Raw genomic sequence first — 19,005 nt, 5'->3', positions numbered from 1 at the left:
GCCGTGATGATCACGCTCGACAAAGTGAGCAAGCAGTACAAATCCTCGGCGCGGCCCGCGCTCGACGATGTGTCGCTCAAGATCGACAAGGGCGAGTTCGTCTTCCTCATCGGACCGTCGGGGTCGGGCAAGTCGACGTTCATGCGTCTGCTGTTGGCCGCCGAACACCCGTCCAAGGGTGATATCCGGGTGTCGAAGTTCCACGTCAACAAGCTCTCCGGCCGGCACATCCCGAGCCTGCGCCAGGTGATCGGCTGCGTGTTCCAGGATTTCCGGTTGCTGCAGCAGAAGACGGTGTTCGACAACGTGGCTTTCGCGCTGGAGGTGATCGGCAAGCGCGGCGATGTCATCAACCGGGTGGTGCCCGACGTGCTGGAGATGGTCGGACTGTCCGGCAAGGCCAACCGGCTGCCGCACGAGCTCTCCGGTGGCGAGCAGCAGCGGGTGGCGATCGCGCGGGCATTCGTGAACCGGCCGCTGGTGCTGCTGGCCGACGAGCCCACCGGCAACCTGGACCCCGAGACCAGTAAAGACATCATGGATCTGCTCGAGCGGATCAACCGCACCGGCACCACCGTGCTGATGGCGACGCATGACCACCACATCGTGGACTCCATGCGTCAACGCGTCATCGAGCTCGAACTGGGCCGGCTTGTCCGCGACGAACAGCGCGGCGTCTACGGAATGGATCGCTAAGTGCGTTTTGGCTTCCTCATCAATGAGGTTCTGACCGGTTTTCGTCGCAACGTCACCATGACGGTGGCGATGATCCTGACGACGGCCATCTCCATCGGTCTGTTCGGTGGTGGTCTGCTGGTGGTGCTGCTGGCCGACCATTCCCGCACCATCTACCTGGACCGGGTGGAGAGCCAGGTCTTCCTCACCAACGACGTGTCGGCCAACGACCTGACCTGCGACTCGGATCCGTGCAAGGCGCTGCGCGCCCAGATCGAGGCGCGCGATGACGTGAAGTCGGTGCGGTTCCTGAACCGGGACCAGGCCTACGACGACGCGATCAGGAAGTTCCCGCAGTACAAGGACGTCGCCGGCAAGGACGCGTTCCCGGCATCGTTCATCGTCAAGCTCGACAACCCCGAGCAGCACAAGGACTTCGACGTGGCCATGCAGGGCCAGCCCGGTGTGCTCAACGTGCTCAACCAGAAGGACTTGATCGACCGGCTGTTCGCCGTGCTGGACGGGATCAGCAGTGTCGCGTTCGCGGTCGCGCTGGTGCAGGCCATCGGTGCGGTGCTGCTGATCGCCAACATGGTTCAGGTCGCGGCGTACACCCGGCGCACCGAGATCGGCATCATGCGGCTGGTCGGCGCCACCCGCTGGTACACGCAGTTGCCGTTCCTCGTCGAGGCGATGCTGGCCGCGCTGATCGGTGTGCTGCTCGCGATCCTGGGCCTGGTCGTGGTGCGGGCATTGTTCCTGGACAAGGCGCTGAGCCAGTTCACGCAGGCTAATTTGATTGCGCCCATCGACTACGCTGACATTTTCTACATCACCCCCGCCCTGCTATTCGTCGGCGTGGCGATGGCGGGGCTCACGTCCTACGTCACGTTGCGCCTGTACGTCCGAAGATAGAGATGTCCAAGAAAACCACCAAGCCCGACAAGGCCAACAACCAGGTTGTTGCGACCAATCGCAAAGCCCGGCACAACTATTCGATTCTGGATGTGTACGAGGCCGGGGTGGTGCTGGTGGGTACCGAGGTGAAGAGCCTGCGCGAAGGTCAGGCGTCGCTGGTCGACGCGTTCGCCACCATCGACGACGGCGAGATCTGGCTGCGCAACCTGCACATCGCCGAATATCACCACGGCACCTGGACCAACCACGCGCCGCGGCGCAATCGCAAACTGCTGCTGCACCGGCGTGAGATCGACAACCTGGTCGGCAAGATCCGCGACGGCAACCTGACTCTGGTGCCGCTGTCGCTGTATTTCACCGACGGCAAGGTGAAGGTGGAGCTCGCGCTGGCCCGGGGTAAAGAGGCCCACGACAAACGTCAGGATCTGGCCAAGCGCGACGCGCAGCGCGAGATCACCCGCGAGCTGGGCCGGCGCAACAAGGGCATGCGCTGATCGGCGTAGTGCTCGCGCTGGTCTCGGCCGCCGGGTACGGCGTGAGCGATTTCGTCGGCGGCATCGCCTCGCGCCGGGTCGCCGCGCTGCGTGTGGTGATCGTGTCCTACCCGCTGGCGATGGTGCTGCTGAGCGTGCTGGCGCTGTTCGTCGGTGGCCACGTGACGGGCCCTGCGGTGTGGTGGGGTCTGCTGTGCGGGTTCTGCCAGGCGTTCGGGGTGTGGTGGTTCTATGCCGCGCTGGGGTCGGGTCCGATCTCGGTGGTGTCCCCGCTGACCGCGATCCTGGTGGCGGGCGTCCCGGTCGGCTTCGGCGTGTTGATGGGCGAGCGCCCCAGCGCGGTGGCCCTCGCCGGGATCGCGGTGGCCCTGGTGGCGGTGGTGCTGGTGTCCCGCGGTGTGAGCGATGAGGATGTCACCGAGCACCGGTTCACCACCAAGGTGGCGTGGTTGACGGTCGGGTCCGGCCTGGCCTTCGGGCTGAACTTCGTGGTGATCAATGAGGCCCCCCACGACGCCGGGTTATGGCCGCTGGTGTTCGCCCGTATCGCCGCCTCGGTGATGGTGGTGCTGATCGCCCTGGTCGCCGGGCAGCTGCGGGTGCCGACCGGGGTGCCGCTGTGGTTGGCACTGTCGGCCGGTGTGCTGGACACCGTCGCCAACGTGGCCATGCTGTGGGCTTTGCAGAACTCCCTGCTGTCGTTGACCGGGGTGCTCATCGCGCTGTACCCGGCAGGCACCGTCGCGCTGGCGCTGCTGGTGCTCAAGGAGAAGGTCACCCGCTGGCAGGTGGTCGGGATGGTCGCCGCGCTGGCCGCGGTCGCCATGATCGCCGCGGGCTAACCGCCGCGACCGTGCGTGTTTGCACACCGACACGCCGCGAAAACCGGTATTCAGCGCACCCTCGCGGCTAGCGAGCGCGACGCAACCGCCACCGGGCGATGCCGGCGAACCCGATTGCCAGCACCCCGAGCATGACCAGGTCGAACCACCACGCGCTGGCGGTGTGCTGCCAGTGCCCGTCTTGGGCGATCCCGACCACCGAGTTGCTCAGATCCGAGGTCGAGGCCGTCGCCGAGAAGCCCCAGCGGGCCGGGGTCAGCGATGCGAGCACCGACAGCGCCGGCCGGCCCGTCACGGGGATGAACCCACCGGCCAGCACCAGTTGCGCGGTCAGGGTCACCGCCAGTAGCGGCATCACCTGATCGGCGGTGCGGGCCAGCGCCGAGATGGCCAGGCCGAGGATCGCGGCGACCAGCCCCGCGGCCGCGACACCCACGATGAGCTCGAGCAGCGGGCTGCCCAGCGCCGACGCGCCGGCCGGTCCCGGCTTGCCGAGGCGGACGATCAGCACCAGCGCCACCGACTGCGCGACGGCGACCGCGCCGAACACGGCGACCTTGGCCAGCAGGTAGGCGGTCGTCGACAGCCCGGCCGCCTGCTCGCGGCGGAACAGGGCCCGCTCGTTGGTCAGGTCGCGCACCGTCAGCGTGACGCCCATCAGGATGGCGGCGAAGTTGGTCAGGGCGATCACCTGTTTGGCTTCGAACGGCGCCGACGCGGCCGCGGTGAGAAACCCGGCATGCCCGGACACCGTCAGCGGCAAGATCCCGACGAGCAGCGGCAGCACGGCCAGCAGGGCCAAAGGACCGCGGTCGGCGAGCAGCAGCCGCAGCTGGCGGCGGGCCAGGATGAAGAACTGATCTGTCGGCGTGACCTTTTCGGGCAACGGCTTGGGTGCGAGTGTGATCAGGCGCAGCCGGGGCGGCGGACTGGGCGCCCAGCGGCGGTCCAGGAAACGCCGTTGCGCCCCTTCGGGATCGGCGCACAGGCCGGCGAAGATCTCGGCCCAGTCGGTGCTGCCCATCGCCGGCCCGAGATCGACGGGTGTGCCGCAGTAGACGGTCCGCCCGCCGGGTGCCAACAGCAGCACCTGGTCGCACACGTTCAGGAAGGCCAATGAGTGCGTGACCACGATGACGATCCGGCCGGCGTCGGCGAGGGCGCGCAGCATCGTCATCACCTGGCGATCCAATGCGGGATCCAGGCCGGTGGTCGGCTCGTCGAGGATCAGCAGCGCCGGGTCGGTGAGCAGTTCGATGGCGACCGAGACCCGTTTGCGTTGCCCGCCGGACAGTGCGTCGATGCGGGTGCCGGCGTGTGGTGTCATCTCCAGCTCGGCGAGCACCTCGGCGATGGCCTGCCGGTCGGCGCCTCGCAGTTCGGCCGCGTACTGCAATGCCTGTGCGACGGTGAGCTTTCCGTGCACGATGTCGTCCTGCGGGACCATGCCGACGGAACCGTCGAAACGCACTATCCCCGAATCCGGTGCGATGGCACCGGCCAGGGTCTGTGCCAGGGTCGACTTGCCCGCACCGGACGGCCCGATGAGCGCGGTGAGCGTGCCGGGTGCGGCCGAGAACGACACCGAGTCCAGGCGGGTATCGAGGGTGACGTCGTGGACGACGAGGCTGGGATCGGTCAATCGCGTGGTCATGTCAGCACGTACACCAGGGGGAGGGCCAGCAGGAGCGAATCGATGCGGTCGAGCAGGCCACCGAATCCGGGCAGCCAGTCGCCGGCGTCCTTGACGCGAGCTTGGCGCTTGAGCATCGATTCGAGCAGATCGCCGAACAGGCCGCCGAGGGCGATGGCGCCGACCAGTCCGACCGAGACGGTGCCGAGCAGGAACAGCACCGCCGTGGCGCCGAGCAGCGCGCCGACCACACCGCCGAGGGTCTTGTTCGGGCTCAGCGGGGAGATGGGGCGCCGCGCCCAGGGCATGAAGCGCAACCCTTTTCCGCCGCACCAGGCGGCGACGTCGGTCGCCGCGACCGCGAAGCACACCAGGAAGGCATCCGGCCAGACCAGCACCAGATGTGCCAGCGCCCAGCAGATCCAGATCGACCCGAAGGCGGTGAAAGCGGTACGCCGCGCGCCGTTTCCGATATCACCGGACAGCACTGCGGGCACCGCGCACAGCAGCACCAGCAGCGGGGTGAGGCCCAGCAGGGACGGACGCAGCCAGGCTGCCACCGGGTAGGCGACCGCGAGTGCGATGAGGACGGCGGTGTCGGCGCGGCTCAGCCGGACCAGCCGGCCGTACTCGATGACGGCCACCACGGCCAGTGCCGCGGCGAACGCGGCGGTGGTGCCCGGGCCGAGGACGGTCGGGACACCGACGGCGGGGGCGATCAGCACCCAGGTGCGCCATTTGCGGATCAGCTCGGGTTTGCGCGAGATCAGCACCGCGACACCGGCAACGGCCAGGATGCTCACCGTCAGGATCGGCAGGAACCAGGGGCCCCGGTCGAAGTGCACGGTGTCAAGCAGCGAGGGCATGACGCACTCCGGTGGCCAGTTGCACGACCTCGGCGCGCAGCTGGGCGGCGGTGGTGTGATGCGGGTCGACGGGATCGCCGAGGCGGACCTCCATCGGGAGGCCGGGGGAGAACCTGCCGCCCTTGGGCAGAACATCGGCGGTACCCAACAGTGCCACCGGCACGATCGGCACACCGAAGTCACGAGCCAGGCGCAAGGCGCCGGAACGGAATTCGGCGATGCTGCCGTCGGTGGACCGGGTGCCTTCGGGATAGATGACCACGGTGTGGCCCGCGTCGAGCAGCGGACCCGCGGTATCACGCAGGGCGGTGTAGCCGCCGTCGCCGGAGCGACGCAGCGGCAGCACCCCGATCAGCGAGGTGGCGACCAGCCGGCGGGCCGGAACGTCGAACCAGTAGTCCGCGGCCGCAGCGAATTTCACCTTCGCCGCAGGGGGCAGGGCGGCCAGCAGCACCGCGGTGTCGGCGTGGGAGGAGTGGTTGGCGACGATCACGGCGCCCCCGCCGACCTGCCAACGGCCGGTTACGGTCAATCCACCCGAGGCGCCGCAGACCGTGCGCCACAGCCAGTGCCGCAGGAAGCCGGCGCCGCTCATGCCGCCACCGCCCGCATCGGCAGGGTCGGGATGTTGGAGACGACGATCCGCGGGCGGGTCATCGGCACGGTGATCGGGTCCTCGTCGGCGACGGCCCGTGCGTTCAGCTCGCGGTGTGCACTGCGCAACCGCAGCGCGGTGGTGATCAGCGACCCGTTGACCAGCTGGGCCAGCAGGATGGGCATGAGGCCGGGGAACGCGGTGGCCAGCACGGTGAACACGCACCGTTCGGTTTTGCCGAGCGGGCCGCCGTTGACGCGGGTGGCGCCGGCTCCGGCGGCGGCCAGCGATGCGAAGGTGGGCAGCGTCGCGGCCAGCGCGGCCAGTACCACCTGCAGGACGGTCCAGGACAGGACGTGCAGGCCGGGGCCGTGCTGGCGGGCGGCCCAGACCGCGAGTCCGCCGAAGGTGAGCAGATCCGCGGTGCGGTCACCGATCTCGTTGACCACGAAACCCCACGGCCGGCTGACGCCGCGGGCGCGGGCGACGGCACCGTCGAGGTTGGCGCCGGCCAGTCGCAGCACCAGGAACACCGCGGCCAGATGCCACCAGCCTTGGGCGATGAACACGCCGGCGACCCCGGCGGCGAGCACACCCGCTGCGGTGAAGACGTCAGGCGAGATGCGATGGGCGACGGCGGCGTTGAGGATGGGGGTGAGGCGGGCGGTGAACCACGGCTTGAGCGCATAGAGTCCGGCCATGCGGCGTCGCTGCGGGGTGGGCACATGCTGGTTCATGGCTGGCTCCTTTCGTGTCGAGGCGTTGTCGCCTGGTCACGAACAGGTTGCGGCCATGTGCTTGGGGGATTCTTGTCACGAAACGAGAACGTGCCGTCGATACGCGCAGGTGATGTCAGTCCCCGGTACGAGTGAAGGTCTCATCGAACTCGGACGTCATCGCGCAGGGCGCCGACTCCTCCCAATTGCCATGCCCCAGTAACAGATTGATCGGATTCTGCGCCGGTTGCGGCATCGGGTACTGTCCGGTTGCGGTGATCTTGATGACCTTGCCGTCGCACATACCCTCGGATTGGCTGTTGAGTGACCAGGTGCCGTTGGTGAACAGCAACGGCCGGAAATCCTCGGGTTTGTGGAAGTAGCTCATGCACCGGTCCCCGGTGCGCAGACAGTCGGTTTTGACGGTGTAGTCGCCCTGAATCGGTGCCACGCCGTTGCGGAAGGTCCGGGTGCTGCGGTAGGTGCCGCGCAGGGCTTCGGCCGGGGAGACCACCCGTGGGGGCAGCTCGGCCGGGTCCGGCAGCGTGTCCACGTCGACGTCGGTGGTGCGGTTGAAGGTGAGGGTGGACCTGCCGGAACACGAATTGCCCGCGGCACCGGTGTAGTCACCGGTGAGGCTGCCATTGGGATGTTCGCGCAGCGTGAAGACGTACCAGATCTCGTCGGCGATGTCGTGGCACTTCTCGGCGGCGAGCGCGACGGCCACCCAGCGGTCGTCGATCCGGTCGAACTCCAACTTCGCCATCGGGGGACCACCGTCGCCGCTCTGCCGCTCGGCGATGGCCACACAGCCGTCGGGGCGACAGGCCGAACGCACCGCCCACATCGCCGTCGACGGCTTCGCGTCGTCCAAGGGGCCGCCGTCGATCAGGGTCGGCGCGCTGAACACGGCTTGGTAGATCCCGGTGAACGGGGGCGTCTCGGGGACCACGGAGGCGCTGGCGGTCGTGGTGGGCGCAGCGCTGGGCGCGTCGTCCTTGGTGAGTGCGACGGTGGTGACGACGCCGCCGGCGACGAGCAGGACGACCGCCGCCAGTGCGGTGAGGATCAACCCGGTGCGTTTCTTGCGCGGTACCGGCGGCTGCTGCCACGGCTGAGTGGGAGCGGCGGGGTCGGGGCCGGAGGGACCAGAGGGATAGGTGAGGGCGCGTTGGGCGGCGCCGGCCAGCTCCACAGTGGTGGGGAAGCGCTGGGCGGGTTCCTTCGCCAGGCCGGTGGCGATCACGGGATCCATGGCGGCGGGCACGGTGGCGAGTTCCTGCGACGGCCGCGGCGGCGGCATCATCATGTGGCTGACCGCGACTTGTTCCAAGGTGTCACCCGGGAAGGGCAGGTTGCCGGTGAGGCATTGGTAGAGCACACACGCCAGCGCGTAGATATCGGAGCTGGGCCCGCTCTCACCGGTGCGAAAGCGTTCGGGTGCCATATACGCCCACGTACCGATCGTGGTGTTCGCCGACGTGAGTGCGGTGTCGGTGGTGGCACGAGCGATGCCGAAATCGATGAGATAGGCAAAGTCGTTGGGCGCCAACAAGATGTTGGAGGGTTTCACATCGCGGTGGATGAGGCCGGCCTGGTGTGCGGTGTGCAGCGCCGAGGCGATCTGGCCGATGATGTACACCGCACGTCCGGGATCGAGCGGACCGTTGTTGATCAGGGTCTGCAGGTCGGTGCCGGTGATGAGGCGCATGGTGACGTAGAGGCGCCCGTCGATCTCGCCGACGTCGTAGATGGGCACGATATGCGGATCGTCCAGCCGCGCCGCGGCGCGGGCTTCACGGCGGAACCGCGTCTCATAGTCAGGGTCCCGGGCGAAGTGCGGCAGCAGCATTTTCAGCGCGACGACACGATCGATCTCGGTGTCGTGCGCCCGCCATACTTCGCCCATCCCACCGCGGCCCAGCAGTTCGATCAGCTGGTAGCGGCCGAAAGGCGTCCCCTCCACCGGTTCAAGATAAACCAGCGCGGGCCCCGGGTCAGTGCTGATTGACCTGGGTGTTCACCTTGATAACCGGTCGTCCCGGCGGTTCGGGCTGCGGGTTGAAGCCATGGGTCTCGGCCGGGGTCACATGGCCCGTGAGTCCGGGCGGTTCCGGCTGGGGGTTGAACGCCGAGGCGGTCCCGGACGCAATGGCCAGGCTCGCGATGGCGAGACCGGTGGCGAGGACTACTTGCCTGAAGCTGTGCATTTCGGGTCCTTTCGGTGGGGTGGTGAGGCGAGCGTGCACGGCGGCGCTTGGCACATTCTTGGCGCGGATTTCCCTCCGCCCGCGGCCCTGGCGACGTAGCGTCTGCCCCGTGAGCCGCCCCGTCACCGTGTTGCCCAAAGCCGACGTGGTGCCGGCGCTCTTCGGCGTCTTGGCCGACATTGACCGCCTGCTGGATGGACTTCCCGAGGTGAGCTGGGAGGCGCGGGTGCCGTTGCCCGCCTGGCGGGTGCGCGACGTCGTGGCCCACGTCCTGGGGACCGAACTGCTCCTGCAGGGGGAGTCGGCGCCGCCGGCCGAGGTGTCCGCCCTGACCCATGTGCGCAACCCGATCGGTGAGATGAACGAGGCCTGGGTGCAGCATCTCGGTGTGCTGACCCCCGATCGCTTGCTCGCCCGGTTCCGGGAGGTCACCGCGAAACGGCGGGCCGAACTCGCGGCGATGTCCACCGAGGAGTGGAACGCGGTGATGGCGACACCGGTGGGGCCGGAGAGCTATGGCCGGTTCATGCGGGTGCGGATCTTCGACTGCTGGATGCACGAGCAGGACATTCGGGAGGGATTGGGCCGGCCGTCCACCGACGAGGACCTGTCCTGTCCGGGTGCCCGGATGGCGCTCGACGAGATCGCGGCGGGCTTGGCCCGCGTCGTCGGCAAGCAGGGGAAGGCGCCGGCCGGGTCACGCGTGTTGTTCTCGTTGGCCGGGCCGCTGTCGCGGGAGATCCGCGTGGCCGTCGATGAGCGTGCGGCCGTGGTGGAGGCGTTCGACGGTGAACCGACGACGGTGATCCGGATGGACGGGCTGCAGTTCACCAGGCGTTGCGGGGGCCGGCCGTTGGCGGTGACCAGGCCGGACGAGGTGGAGTACGACGGAGACGTCGAGGTCGGGGAGCTGATCGTGGCGAATCTGGCGTTTGTCATCTGACCTGGAACATTTAATCGCTGGCCGTCGTTGAACAAAGCGCTATGATTGATCGTCCTGCCGAAACTCGGCGGGGATGCGAGGGGCTGAACGGTTTCGACTTCGCGCATCGAATCAAGGGAAGCGTGCCGGTGCAGGCAAGAGACCACCGTAAGCGTCGTTGCAACCAATTAAGCGCCGATTCCAATCAGCGCGACTACGCCCTCGCTGCCTAAGTAGCGACTGCGTGTCTGTCAGACCGGGAGCGCCCTCGGCCCGGACCCTGGCATCAGCTAGAGGGACCCACCCACGGGTTCGGTCGCGGGACCTGTGGGGACACCAAACAGCGACTGGGATTGTCATCTCGGCTCGTCTGCGTGACCGAGAGATCCGAGTAGAGGCATAGCGGACTGCGCACGGAGAAGTCTTGAGGGAATGCCGTAGGACCCGGGTTCAATTCCCGGCAGCTCCACAAGAGAAGGCCAGGGCACACAAGCCCTGGCCTTCTTTCGTATGCGGTTCGGTCCCGGAGACGTGCGCTGCCGCCCAAGCGCTCCGGGCGCCATCGCGTTCGATCCGCTGAGGCGGACTCGCGTCTACAACTCGTAGACGTCGACCAATCCATCCTGGACAGCCCGTGCGATCAGGGCGGCCTTGGTGCTGGCCGATCGTCCCACCGCGGCATACTTCGCCCGGATCCGCTGCAAATGTGAACTCACCGTGGCGCGTTCGATGGCCAGCCGTGCGGCGACATCCTCCTTGGTGCTGGCGTGACACCACGCGATCAGGACCTCGGATTCCCGATGCGTCAAGCCCGGGGACGTGACACTGGCCGGGCTTGTCGCCGGAGCGTACAACTCGGAGGCCGTGCACGTGGTCACCGCGGTGTAGCCCGACGGTCGGCGGTCTCCAGCGACGAATGCGGCAGCCCCGGCATCAAGATAGTGCAGCACTGCATCATCGAGAAGGGTTGTCCCGAAGAGTATTACGCGATACCCGTCAGCGGAGATTCGTCGCATGGCCGCAATATCCGCGTCGTCGTCATCGGAGGTTCGCGCAACGAGTACAAGATCGATGCGAGTGGTGGCGGACAGGCGGGCGCCTTCGAGAAAGTCGCTCAGGGTCGTGTACACGGCCGACACCGTGGCCGGGGCGCCGATCTCTTCCAGCCACCTGTAGATGCTGGTGTAGAACCGCTGCGTCGGTGGGCACACGATGACGACCGATAAGTGCGACCGATAGTCTTCGGCCATACCCACTCCTTGGCTCACACCTGAACGCACTCACCCGTGCAGGTTCCGCGGCACCCAACCAGCGATGGACGTGGCCGGCGCTCACCCTCGGCACTGAAGGAAGAGTGGTGGTGGTTCGCTATGTTTCAACCCAATGATGACATATCGCCTCATTTCCGCACGTGAGTAGTGGACTACCTAGATGCGCTTTTGAATTGCTCGTTGTGCCACGTCCCGACACGTCCGGTGACGATCGACGTCACTCGCAGGCATCGACGGAATCCGCGTAGTGCAACCAATCCGGCAGGTCGGCAACGAAAGCGTTCTTGATGGCGGGTGCACCTGCCGCGCGCCAGTCCACCCAGTCGTTGATCTCGATCTCGAACTTGCGCCATTCGAACCAATTGATCATCTTGAGCTGCGGAAAGCGCTGGCGTGTCTCCGCCGAGAAAACCTGACGCCACCATGCCTGTTTGACATCCAGTTCGGACTGGCCGCTGCGTGACGGGGTGAAGATGGCAGCTGTTTCCACGATGGCGACCGGCTTGTGGTGCTGTACTCCGTAAACCTGGTAGAAGTCGGGCACTCCCAGGTCGTCGCCGGCTGTTCCGTCGTACGTGCCGGTCAACATGTCGATGAACTTATGGGGCTCGGTGATCTCGTTGTTGCCCCACGGCCGTCGGTTACCCCAATGGTAGAGCGACACGCCAACCCAGTCGACGTAGGCGTCGCCGGGATAGTAGGGCTCGTACGAGTCGTCAGTCATGGTCAGTACACCGTCGTGGTCGGTGTCGAGTTCGTGATAGACCTCGGTGCCGGGCGCGGCGGCGAACTTCCCACCCGAGAATGGGTACCCGCCACCATAATTCGGCGCCCACATCATGGCCGACCCCGGCGCGATATGGTGCACGGCATCAGCCACCTGACGGAAGACCGCCTTGTAGTGGTCGGGCTGCTGGCCCCAGGCGTACCAGGATCCGTTCATCTCGTGGGCAAACCGCACGATGACGGCGACACCGCTGTTGTTCAAATCCAGGAGGTCATAGGCGAGTGTCCGGATCACCTCGGGGCTCACCGTATCGAGTCCACCGTGCGGCTCCAGCGTCAACAACAATGCCCCACCGTTCTCTTTGATCTGGCGGGCAGCGCTTTTCGTGTGCTCCCAGGTCGGCCGGTCGTACGGAATGTCGGAGAATTCCACCGCCATCGCCGGGGCATGCCCCAGGTTCGCCCGGTGCTCACCGAGTGTTTCGGACTTCCAGTCCAGGTTGACGCCGAAAAGCACGCCGTCCTTCGGAATCACCGCACTGGCATTGCTGACTTTGCATCGTCCGAGCAGCAGCTGCAGGGGCCTGATCTGCGGTTCGATGACGATGACCAGGATGACGCCCAGCAGCATGGCGATCAGCGGCACAATGACATTCTGGCCGCGCCGTCGACGGCGGGTGGGGTGGGCGACGAACTCCGGTTCCTCCCCGTCGTGACGGGCCGAGGTGTCACCGTGCTCGCCCGGTCTCGGGAATGTGCGAACTCCGTTGTCGTGCATATCATGTGTCATGCCCAGCGCCTTTCATCGACACAGGTCGAATGACCGGACGAAGATCCGCGACATTGCGTTTCGTCGGCCGAGGTTCTCGCAGTTGACGTTGCCTGTGACTGTCTCCGTACTTGCGGTGCTCACCGGCTGTGGGCATGACACCTCCCCGGCGGCCGCCGGGGAGCGTGCGTCCCACTGGATCGACTGGGGTGTCTTCCTGCCCGACGACGGGGCGCCGTCCAGCAATCTGTGGACCGTCCGGGAAATGACCGGCTCTCAGCCGCGTTATGTCATGCGGTTCGCCGCGCTCGACGACCGTACACCGATTCCCGAGCTCAATGTCATCGCGAGTTCCGGTGCGCAACCGATCATCACCTTGGAGCCTTGGCAGCCGGGCGCAGGTGTAGACCAACCGGAATATGCGTTGTCGCATATCGCTTCTGGTGATTTCGACACTCAGATAGACACATGGGCGCACAACCTCGCAGAGTGGGGCCAGCCCGTCGTGCTGCGTTTCGCGCACGAGATGAACAGCGATCACTATCCATGGTCGGTCGGCGTCAACGGGAACTCGGCGGAGGACTACCGCGCGGCATGGGCTCATGTGCGGGAACGCTTTTCGCGTGCACGGGCGGGCAATGTGTCGTTCATGTGGTGCCCCGATGCGCCAGGGGAGGGATCCAACGACCTTGCGAGCACCTATCCCGGTGCGGAGTCGGTCGACTTGTTGTGCCTGGATGGCTACAACTGGGGTGACGGCAGCGGGCATACGTGGCGCAATCCGGAACAGATCTTCACCGATGGTCTGAACCAACTTCGGGCATTGGAAGGAAATCGTCCGATCGTGATCGCCGAGACAGCCAGCGTTGAGGGACCGCAGTCGGGCACCGATAAGGCCGCCTGGATCAACAAGCTGTTCGAATTCCTCAGCCGCGAGGACAGGGTCGCTGCCGTGGTCTGGTTCCAGATGGACAAGGAGCGTGATTGGCGCCTGAATTCGTCCGGCCAATCCCAGCAAGCGTTCAAGCGGGCCCTCGCCGACCGGTAGCGGCCATGATCGACAATTCATCTCGGCGTCGGCATCCGTCGATGTTCTCGCCGTCACCTCGGGCCGGACATGATCGTGGATTGGCGATGTGCCCCGCGGCCACGCTGTGCTGGGCCTCGGCGCCACGGACCGTTCGCGTATGCCGAGTCGGCGGCCTCTTCCGGGTCACCGTGCAACCGCGTCACGTGTGACAGTGCCATCGTCTCGTAGGCCAACGCGAACGAGCGAGAGTCACCGAAGATTCTGAGATCGCCGCCACTGGTGCGCAGCAGCCGAAGCAGGTCCACGACAACGGCCACGGCCGACGGGGTGATGGTGCGGACGCCGGACACATCGACGAGGACGACCGGTGCACCGTCGAGGACGCTCTCCGCGACGTGGGAACGCAATGCCAACGCCGCGACGGCATCGAATCTGGCTGCCGCATAAAGGAGGATGGCCAGTTCCGCGCCTGCTGCCCGGACCGGCACGTTCGCGGCGGGGGGTGTCGGTGCGTGGTATGGCTCTATGGCGGCGGTGCTTGCGGCGTTGGTGGGATGGTGGATGGCCGCGATGACGTCGCACATCTCATCGGTCAGCGCCGCCGGGAAGGGGCTGTGGATGTGGCCGGGCCCGCGGTACCGCGCGGCGCGCGTCATGGCCGACAGCAGCACGATATCGATGCCGACCCAGATCAGCGTGATGATCGAGGCGAACAACGGACGTTCACCGTCGGCCGCTTGGATGGCGCCGTAGCCGCCGGCGAGCACCAGGGCCGCCATCGCGATCAGTTGCGGGCGGATGTGGCGCAGCCCGATACCTGTTGCTTGCTTGGTCTTTTGGGTGACGGCGAAGGTCAGCGTCTTACCGAAGAACGCCGCACTCGCCCCGGCAATCGTGGCCTTGATCCAGGCCGGGAACAGCGCGAACGACATCTGTTGCCCGCGCCACAGCCCTCGGGAACGGTTGCCGGCGACGACGAACAGCGTTTGCGAGCACAAGAAGAACGGCATGAAGTACACGAAGAACGCGATCGAGTCGCACTTGATGGGGAAGATCCCGCTGACCAGGAACACCATCGGCGCCGCGATGTACACGACGGCGGCAAACCCGTTGAGGTAGCTGGTCATGGTGGCCAGATACATCAGGCGCTGACCGATGGTGAGTCCACGCAGCAACAGCGGATTGTCGGAAAAGAAGACCTGCATGGTTCCGGTCGCCCAGCGTTGGCGTTGGGAGAGCATGGTCCGCACGTCCTCGGGGGCGAGCCCTTGGACCAGCACCTCGTGGTGGTAGACGCTGGCCCAGCCCAGCGCATGCAGGTGCATCGCGGTGGCCATGTCCTCGGTGATCGATGACGTGACGATCGGATCGATGGCCAGTGCCCGGTCGGTGCGGGCCACTTCTGCTGCGCCGAGGGTATCGGTGATCGCGTCGATTACCGGTTGGGGCAGCATGTCCGACGTGGCGATGCTCTTGATCTGGCGACGCAGCACGTAGGTCACGTCGGCGAGCACGTCGCCTCGGCGGACCCTCGCCTCGGCTTCGACCAGCAGCCCGACCGCACGCCGCCCGATGATCTGCCCGATGTCACCGGGGAGATGGATGTTCACGGCTGCCTGTACGCGCCGGCGCCCATCGTGTAGCGCCTTGCGCACGCGTTCTGCGGCTGACCGCGAGAACATGGTCAGGCCAAGCGCCATGAGAGCTTCGCGACGCAGGACGGCGTTGGATCCGCAGAAGAACGCCGCACCCCAACCGTCCTTACCCTGCTGAATGGGACCGTAGAACAGGTCTGCACCGCTGCCGAGGGGATCAGATCGCGGTACGTTCCAGAAACGTTGCGGCGTTTGGACGAACGCGACTTCTGGGTCGTCGAAGTAGCCCAGGACGCGGTCAAGGAACGCGGGATCGGGCACCTGGTCTGCATCGAAAACAGCGATGAACTCGCCGGATGTGCGGAACAGCGCATTGTTGACGTTGCCCGCCTTGGCAAATCGAGGTCGTCCATCCCAGTCAGGACCACGGACGATGTAGCCCACGCCGATTCGCTTGGCCGCGTCGGCGAACTCTTGCCGATTGCCGTCATCGAGAATCCACGTCTTGTGCGGGTAGGTCATGTCGCGTGCCGCGATCGCCGAGGTGAGAACGATCTCGAGTGGCTCGTTGTACGTTGCGATGAAGACGTCGACGGTCCGACCGCGCGGCGCCGGCGGGGGAGCGGGTCGTCGGCGAGAGTTCCACATGGTCACGCCATAGAGCACGGATTCGCCGAAGCTGTAGGTCTCTGCCAGCACCAACGGAACGGCAATCCACCAGGCCCCCCAGGCGATGGTCGACGACCATCGCCACACCATGTAGGTCCCACCGAAAGCCACGACCAGCAATGCCAGACAACGTACGACCAAGAGTCGGCCACTAGTCATTCTGAGCTCTTTTCATCTCGATATAAGAGTTGCCAAAATCGCACGACAGCTAATTGTTTGTTATTTACCGGTAGCGCTCTATCGCTATTCGATTGAATTTCAATACTCGATGGAGGCGCCTATCGATCTACGCAATTTATGCTCATTTAGTCTGACCTTGCAGGCGAAGTTAATCATCCAAGCCGAAGGATTGTAAGGCGCGCAAGAAGGTAATCCATCGAGCCATTCGAGCCGAAGAATTTCGGCGGCCGTGAGCCCCGAAGTCGTCCGGGCGGTCACGAAGAGATGCGGCATTACCTGCATAAATATGTCTGCCTCAGGAGTCCTCCCCGTGGAACCCGCGTGATCGCACATACCCGCAGTCCCCATTGATTGCGCTCGCAACAATCACCCCGAATCAAGGCTCATCGCCTCGATTAACTTATACAAGCCTGCTCATCGACCCGCGCGACGAGATAAGGTCATAATCTGTGATGTGCATCACGAAAGGCGATATCGATGCCGATATTAGTACGTATGACGTCATACGATTGAATGACTCAATGATACGAACGTACTAATGACTCAAAATTTACTGGGAGAGATAAGCCGCGCTGTGATTTTTCGGTTATCGTTCACCCATGTCAGCGCCACAGGTACTGCTGCCCCGTACCGCCGTAGTTCCCGCTGCAGGACTCGGCACCCGCTTCTTGCCCGCCACGAAAACTGTGCCAAAAGAACTTCTTCCCGTGGTCGACACGCCAGGAATTGAGCTGGTTGCCGCAGAAGCCGCCGAGGGTGGCGCCGAGCGGCTCGTCATCATCACCTCACCAGGGAAGGACGGAGTGGTAGCGCATTTCGTCGAGGACCTCGTCTTGGAAGGCACTTTGGAGGCCCGCGGGAAACACTCGATGCTGGAGAAAGTCCGTCGAGCCCCCGCGCTGATCAAGGTCGAAGCGGTTGTTCAGCACGAACCACTGGGTCTCGGGCACGCGGTGTTGTGTGTGGAACCGCTGCTCTCGCCCGACGAGACTGCGATCACTGTTCTGCTGCCTGATGATCTGGTATTCCCGACGGGCGTGCTCGAAACGATGATGGCGGTCCGCGAGGCGTTCGGCGGATCGGTGTTGTGCGCCATCGACGTACCCCTGGAGGATATCGGGGCGTACGGCGTCTTCGACGTCGCCCCGATGCCGCCGATCATCAATCCAGATGTTCTGCGGGTCAAAGGAATGGTGGAGAAGCCGGCTCCGGGAGAGGCGCCGTCGAATTTCGCGGCGGCGGGCCGCTACTTGTTGGATCGCGCCGTCTTTGATGCACTGCGGTCTACGCCTCGCGGGGCCGGTGGCGAAATCCAACTCACCGACGCCATTGCGGGGATGGTGGCGCAGGGACATCCCGTCCACGTTGTGGTGCACCGGGGCGCGCGTCACGACCTGGGCAATCCCGAGGGGTATCTCAAGGCTGCAGTGGATTTCGCGCTCGATCGCCCGGACTACGGCCCAGGGCTTCGGAGTTGGCTTCTCACGCGACTGGGAATCACCGCAGCGGTCGCGGTGGGGGCGTGAACCGCGTCGACTGATCGTCGGGGCGGCGCGATCGTGAGTATGGCTGAGTGCCGGGGGACAGGGGGGTCAGATGAACGGTCGGTCTATCGCGGCGCTCGTTGTGCTCGTGATGGTTTCCGTGGTGGCCTGTGCGGCCCACAGCGAGTCGTCTGATGTGCCTTCGTGGCGTGATCACACGGGTGAAGGGGTATGGCAATCAGACGATGTCAGCGCCTCGACCGGGGCGCCCCCGGCAAGCGGAGCCGCCCTGACCGGGTATGCGTTCGAGGCGCAGGGCACGCAGCACATCGTCTACGTCGGAGCGCAGGATCGGCATCTGTTGGAGCTGTGGTGGAACGTCAACGGCTGGCATTTCGCCGATCTCACCGTCGCTGCGCGCGGGGTGCCGGTCGCGGACCAGTCGGCGGTGTACGGCTATGCGTTCGACGGACAGATGACCGAGCACATCATCTTCGTCGGTGTTGATGGCCATCTTCACGAAACGTGGTCGGATGCCGGCCAGTGGCACAGCGGCGACCTGACGCTGGCCACGGGTACCGTTCCGCCCGCGCTCGGCCCGGGGAACATCTCCGGGTATGTCGCGGCGGCGAGTGGGTCCCAGCATGTGGTGTTCGTGGGTGTTGACGGCCATATCTATGAGCTGGCTTACGGCCAAACAGGCTGGTATGCCGCCGATCTCACTGACATCACGAAGTCTCCGTCACCCGCGCCGAGGGGTGAGCTCAGGGCCTACGCCTTCGAGAGTGAGGGAACTCGGCACGTTGTTTTTGCCGGTGTCGATGGTCGTCTGCACGAGCTGTGGTCGGGTGGTGCCGGTTGGCAATCCAGCGATCTCAGCAGTGCCACCAACACACCGAGTCCGACGAGTTCTGCGGGAAATCTCGCCGCCTACACCACCGCGGCCACCCGAACCCAGCACATCGTGTTCACGACCGTGGACGGGCGCTTGCTGGAACTGTGGTCCGGGCGCACCGCCGGCTGGCACGTCACCGACTTGAGTGCGGTCGCGCCCGCACTGCCGGCGCGCCGTCTCAGCGGTTATGCCTTCGATCGGCAGGGCACCCAGCACATCGTGTACGTCGGCGCCGACGGTCGACTCTACGAACTGTGGTGGACCGACGGCTGGCACGCCGGCAACCTGACCGCGGCCACCGGGGATCCTCCGTGTGGACCAGATGTCATCGCGGGATACACCTTCGAGGCGCAGCAGACTCAACACGTCGTCTGTATCGGTGTCGCCGACGCCCACATCCACGAGCTGTGGTGGGGTCCGCCGTCCGGTCAGGCTCAGCAACCGGCGGTGCGCTGATGCCGGCGTAGCCATCTGCCTGTGGTTCACGCCGGTCAATGGGTCCGGTTCGTTTCCTT

17 protein-coding genes and 1 other RNA gene are annotated in these 19,005 nt (G+C 65.6%); 9 read left to right on the top strand and 9 right to left on the bottom strand.

Annotated features, from left to right (window positions below):
• Window positions 1–6 precede the first annotated feature (6 nt).
• The 4 genes from ftsE to H7J86_RS06785 are packed head-to-tail and all read left to right on the top strand — an operon-like array spanning window position 7 to window position 2,929.
• A complete protein-coding gene (ftsE, locus tag H7J86_RS06800) occupies window positions 7–696 on the top strand; it encodes a cell division ATP-binding protein FtsE (RefSeq protein WP_090356209.1) in 690 nt (229 codons plus the stop codon).
• Window positions 697–1,590: a permease-like cell division protein FtsX gene (gene ftsX / locus H7J86_RS06795; protein WP_090355378.1), complete on the top strand. Its 894-nt coding sequence runs from the start codon at window positions 697–699 to the stop codon at window positions 1,588–1,590.
• Window positions 1,591–1,592: 2 nt separating this feature from the next.
• Window positions 1,593–2,087 (top strand): SsrA-binding protein SmpB, encoded by a 495-nt coding sequence (gene smpB, locus H7J86_RS06790; protein ID WP_090355375.1) that lies wholly within the window; start codon window positions 1,593–1,595, stop codon window positions 2,085–2,087.
• Entirely contained in the window at window positions 2,084–2,929 is an 846-nt protein-coding gene (locus H7J86_RS06785) for an EamA family transporter (RefSeq protein WP_187099297.1), read from the top strand. The genes smpB and H7J86_RS06785 overlap by 4 nt, the downstream gene beginning before the upstream one ends.
• A 67-nt stretch (window positions 2,930–2,996) precedes the next feature.
• Here the strand turns inward: H7J86_RS06785 and H7J86_RS06780 are convergent, their stop codons facing one another.
• The 6 genes from H7J86_RS06780 to H7J86_RS06755 form a co-directional block, all read right to left on the bottom strand.
• Window positions 2,997–4,583, bottom strand: a complete 1,587-nt coding sequence (locus tag H7J86_RS06780; RefSeq protein WP_267290070.1) for an ABC transporter ATP-binding protein/permease — start codon at window positions 4,581–4,583, stop codon at window positions 2,997–2,999.
• The gene (locus H7J86_RS06775; protein ID WP_267290068.1) at window positions 4,580–5,428 is read right to left on the bottom strand and encodes a phosphatidate cytidylyltransferase; all 849 of its coding nucleotides are present in this window, start codon (window positions 5,426–5,428) and stop codon (window positions 4,580–4,582) included. The genes H7J86_RS06780 and H7J86_RS06775 overlap by 4 nt, the downstream gene beginning before the upstream one ends.
• The gene (locus H7J86_RS06770) at window positions 5,412–6,023 is read right to left on the bottom strand and encodes a lysophospholipid acyltransferase family protein (RefSeq protein ID WP_187098737.1); all 612 of its coding nucleotides are present in this window, start codon (window positions 6,021–6,023) and stop codon (window positions 5,412–5,414) included. Before H7J86_RS06770 ends, H7J86_RS06775 begins: the two co-directional genes overlap by 17 nt.
• Complete coding sequence (locus H7J86_RS06765) at window positions 6,020–6,760, bottom strand: CDP-alcohol phosphatidyltransferase family protein (RefSeq protein ID WP_267290066.1); 741 nt, start codon at window positions 6,758–6,760, stop codon at window positions 6,020–6,022. Before H7J86_RS06765 ends, H7J86_RS06770 begins: the two co-directional genes overlap by 4 nt.
• 115 nt (window positions 6,761–6,875) lie before the next feature.
• Window positions 6,876–8,705, bottom strand: coding sequence for a serine/threonine-protein kinase (locus H7J86_RS06760; protein WP_267290064.1), 1,830 nt, complete (start codon window positions 8,703–8,705; stop codon window positions 6,876–6,878).
• 31 nt (window positions 8,706–8,736) lie between these two features.
• On the bottom strand, window positions 8,737–8,949 hold the full coding sequence (locus tag H7J86_RS06755) for a hypothetical protein (RefSeq protein ID WP_267290062.1): 213 nt from the start codon (window positions 8,947–8,949) through the stop codon (window positions 8,737–8,739).
• Between the two features lie 109 nt (window positions 8,950–9,058).
• Here H7J86_RS06755 and H7J86_RS06750 point away from each other — a divergent pair, with 109 nt between their 5' ends.
• Entirely contained in the window at window positions 9,059–9,892 is an 834-nt protein-coding gene (locus H7J86_RS06750; RefSeq protein ID WP_267290061.1) for a maleylpyruvate isomerase family mycothiol-dependent enzyme, read from the top strand.
• Between the two features lie 79 nt (window positions 9,893–9,971).
• Window positions 9,972–10,343, top strand: a transfer-messenger RNA (tmRNA) gene (gene ssrA / locus H7J86_RS06745).
• 121 nt (window positions 10,344–10,464) lie between these two features.
• Here the strand turns inward: ssrA and H7J86_RS06740 are convergent.
• Together H7J86_RS06740 and H7J86_RS06735 are read right to left on the bottom strand one after the other, a co-directional pair.
• Window positions 10,465–11,121 (bottom strand): helix-turn-helix transcriptional regulator, encoded by a 657-nt coding sequence (locus H7J86_RS06740; RefSeq protein ID WP_267290060.1) that lies wholly within the window; start codon window positions 11,119–11,121, stop codon window positions 10,465–10,467.
• A 238-nt stretch (window positions 11,122–11,359) separates the two neighbouring features.
• Complete coding sequence (locus H7J86_RS06735) at window positions 11,360–12,658, bottom strand: glycoside hydrolase family 26 protein (RefSeq protein WP_235632759.1); 1,299 nt, start codon at window positions 12,656–12,658, stop codon at window positions 11,360–11,362.
• Here H7J86_RS06735 and H7J86_RS06730 point away from each other — a divergent pair.
• Window positions 12,657–13,685, top strand: coding sequence for a glycoside hydrolase family 26 protein (locus H7J86_RS06730; protein ID WP_267290058.1), 1,029 nt, complete (start codon window positions 12,657–12,659; stop codon window positions 13,683–13,685). The genes H7J86_RS06735 and H7J86_RS06730 overlap by 2 nt on opposite strands.
• Before the next feature lie 53 nt (window positions 13,686–13,738).
• Here H7J86_RS06730 and H7J86_RS06725 read toward each other — a convergent pair whose 3' ends face one another.
• Window positions 13,739–16,090, bottom strand: coding sequence for a glycosyltransferase family 2 protein (locus H7J86_RS06725; RefSeq protein WP_267290056.1), 2,352 nt, complete (start codon window positions 16,088–16,090; stop codon window positions 13,739–13,741).
• A 620-nt stretch (window positions 16,091–16,710) separates the two neighbouring features.
• Between H7J86_RS06725 and H7J86_RS06720 the strand changes: the two genes are divergently transcribed.
• Window positions 16,711–17,637 (top strand): UTP--glucose-1-phosphate uridylyltransferase, encoded by a 927-nt coding sequence (locus tag H7J86_RS06720; protein WP_090355353.1) that lies wholly within the window; start codon window positions 16,711–16,713, stop codon window positions 17,635–17,637.
• 70 nt (window positions 17,638–17,707) lie between these two features.
• On the top strand, window positions 17,708–18,946 hold the full coding sequence (locus H7J86_RS06715) for a hypothetical protein (protein WP_267290054.1): 1,239 nt from the start codon (window positions 17,708–17,710) through the stop codon (window positions 18,944–18,946).
• Window positions 18,947–19,005: the final 59 nt, after the last annotated feature.

It is taken from the genome of Mycobacterium hackensackense (genome assembly GCF_025822555.1).
In the GTDB taxonomy this organism is placed as follows: domain Bacteria; phylum Actinomycetota; class Actinomycetes; order Mycobacteriales; family Mycobacteriaceae; genus Mycobacterium; species Mycobacterium fluoranthenivorans.
Note: the sequence above shows the minus strand (reverse complement) of the source record. Positions and strands in the feature narration are given on the sequence as shown.

What these genes read in the sequence shown, in the direction of transcription:
- ftsE (WP_090356209.1), top strand. Translation starts at nt 7, where the DNA reads ATGATCACGCTCGACAAAGTGAGCAAGCAGTACAAATCCTCGGCGCGG.
- smpB (WP_090355375.1), top strand. Translation starts at nt 1,593, where the DNA reads ATGTCCAAGAAAACCACCAAGCCCGACAAGGCCAACAACCAGGTTGTT.
- H7J86_RS06780 (WP_267290070.1), bottom strand. Translation starts at nt 4,583, where the DNA reads ATGACCACGCGATTGACCGATCCCAGCCTCGTCGTCCACGACGTCACC.
- H7J86_RS06775 (WP_267290068.1), bottom strand. Translation starts at nt 5,428, where the DNA reads ATGCCCTCGCTGCTTGACACCGTGCACTTCGACCGGGGCCCCTGGTTC.
- H7J86_RS06770 (WP_187098737.1), bottom strand. Translation starts at nt 6,023, where the DNA reads ATGAGCGGCGCCGGCTTCCTGCGGCACTGGCTGTGGCGCACGGTCTGC.
- H7J86_RS06765 (WP_267290066.1), bottom strand. Translation starts at nt 6,760, where the DNA reads ATGAACCAGCATGTGCCCACCCCGCAGCGACGCCGCATGGCCGGACTC.
- H7J86_RS06755 (WP_267290062.1), bottom strand. Translation starts at nt 8,949, where the DNA reads ATGCACAGCTTCAGGCAAGTAGTCCTCGCCACCGGTCTCGCCATCGCG.
- H7J86_RS06740 (WP_267290060.1), bottom strand. Translation starts at nt 11,121, where the DNA reads ATGGCCGAAGACTATCGGTCGCACTTATCGGTCGTCATCGTGTGCCCA.
- H7J86_RS06730 (WP_267290058.1), top strand. Translation starts at nt 12,657, where the DNA reads ATGCCCAGCGCCTTTCATCGACACAGGTCGAATGACCGGACGAAGATC.
- H7J86_RS06735 (WP_235632759.1), bottom strand. Translation starts at nt 12,658, where the DNA reads ATGACACATGATATGCACGACAACGGAGTTCGCACATTCCCGAGACCG.
- H7J86_RS06725 (WP_267290056.1), bottom strand. Translation starts at nt 16,090, where the DNA reads ATGACTAGTGGCCGACTCTTGGTCGTACGTTGTCTGGCATTGCTGGTC.
- H7J86_RS06720 (WP_090355353.1), top strand. Translation starts at nt 16,711, where the DNA reads ATGTCAGCGCCACAGGTACTGCTGCCCCGTACCGCCGTAGTTCCCGCT.
- H7J86_RS06715 (WP_267290054.1), top strand. Translation starts at nt 17,708, where the DNA reads ATGAACGGTCGGTCTATCGCGGCGCTCGTTGTGCTCGTGATGGTTTCC.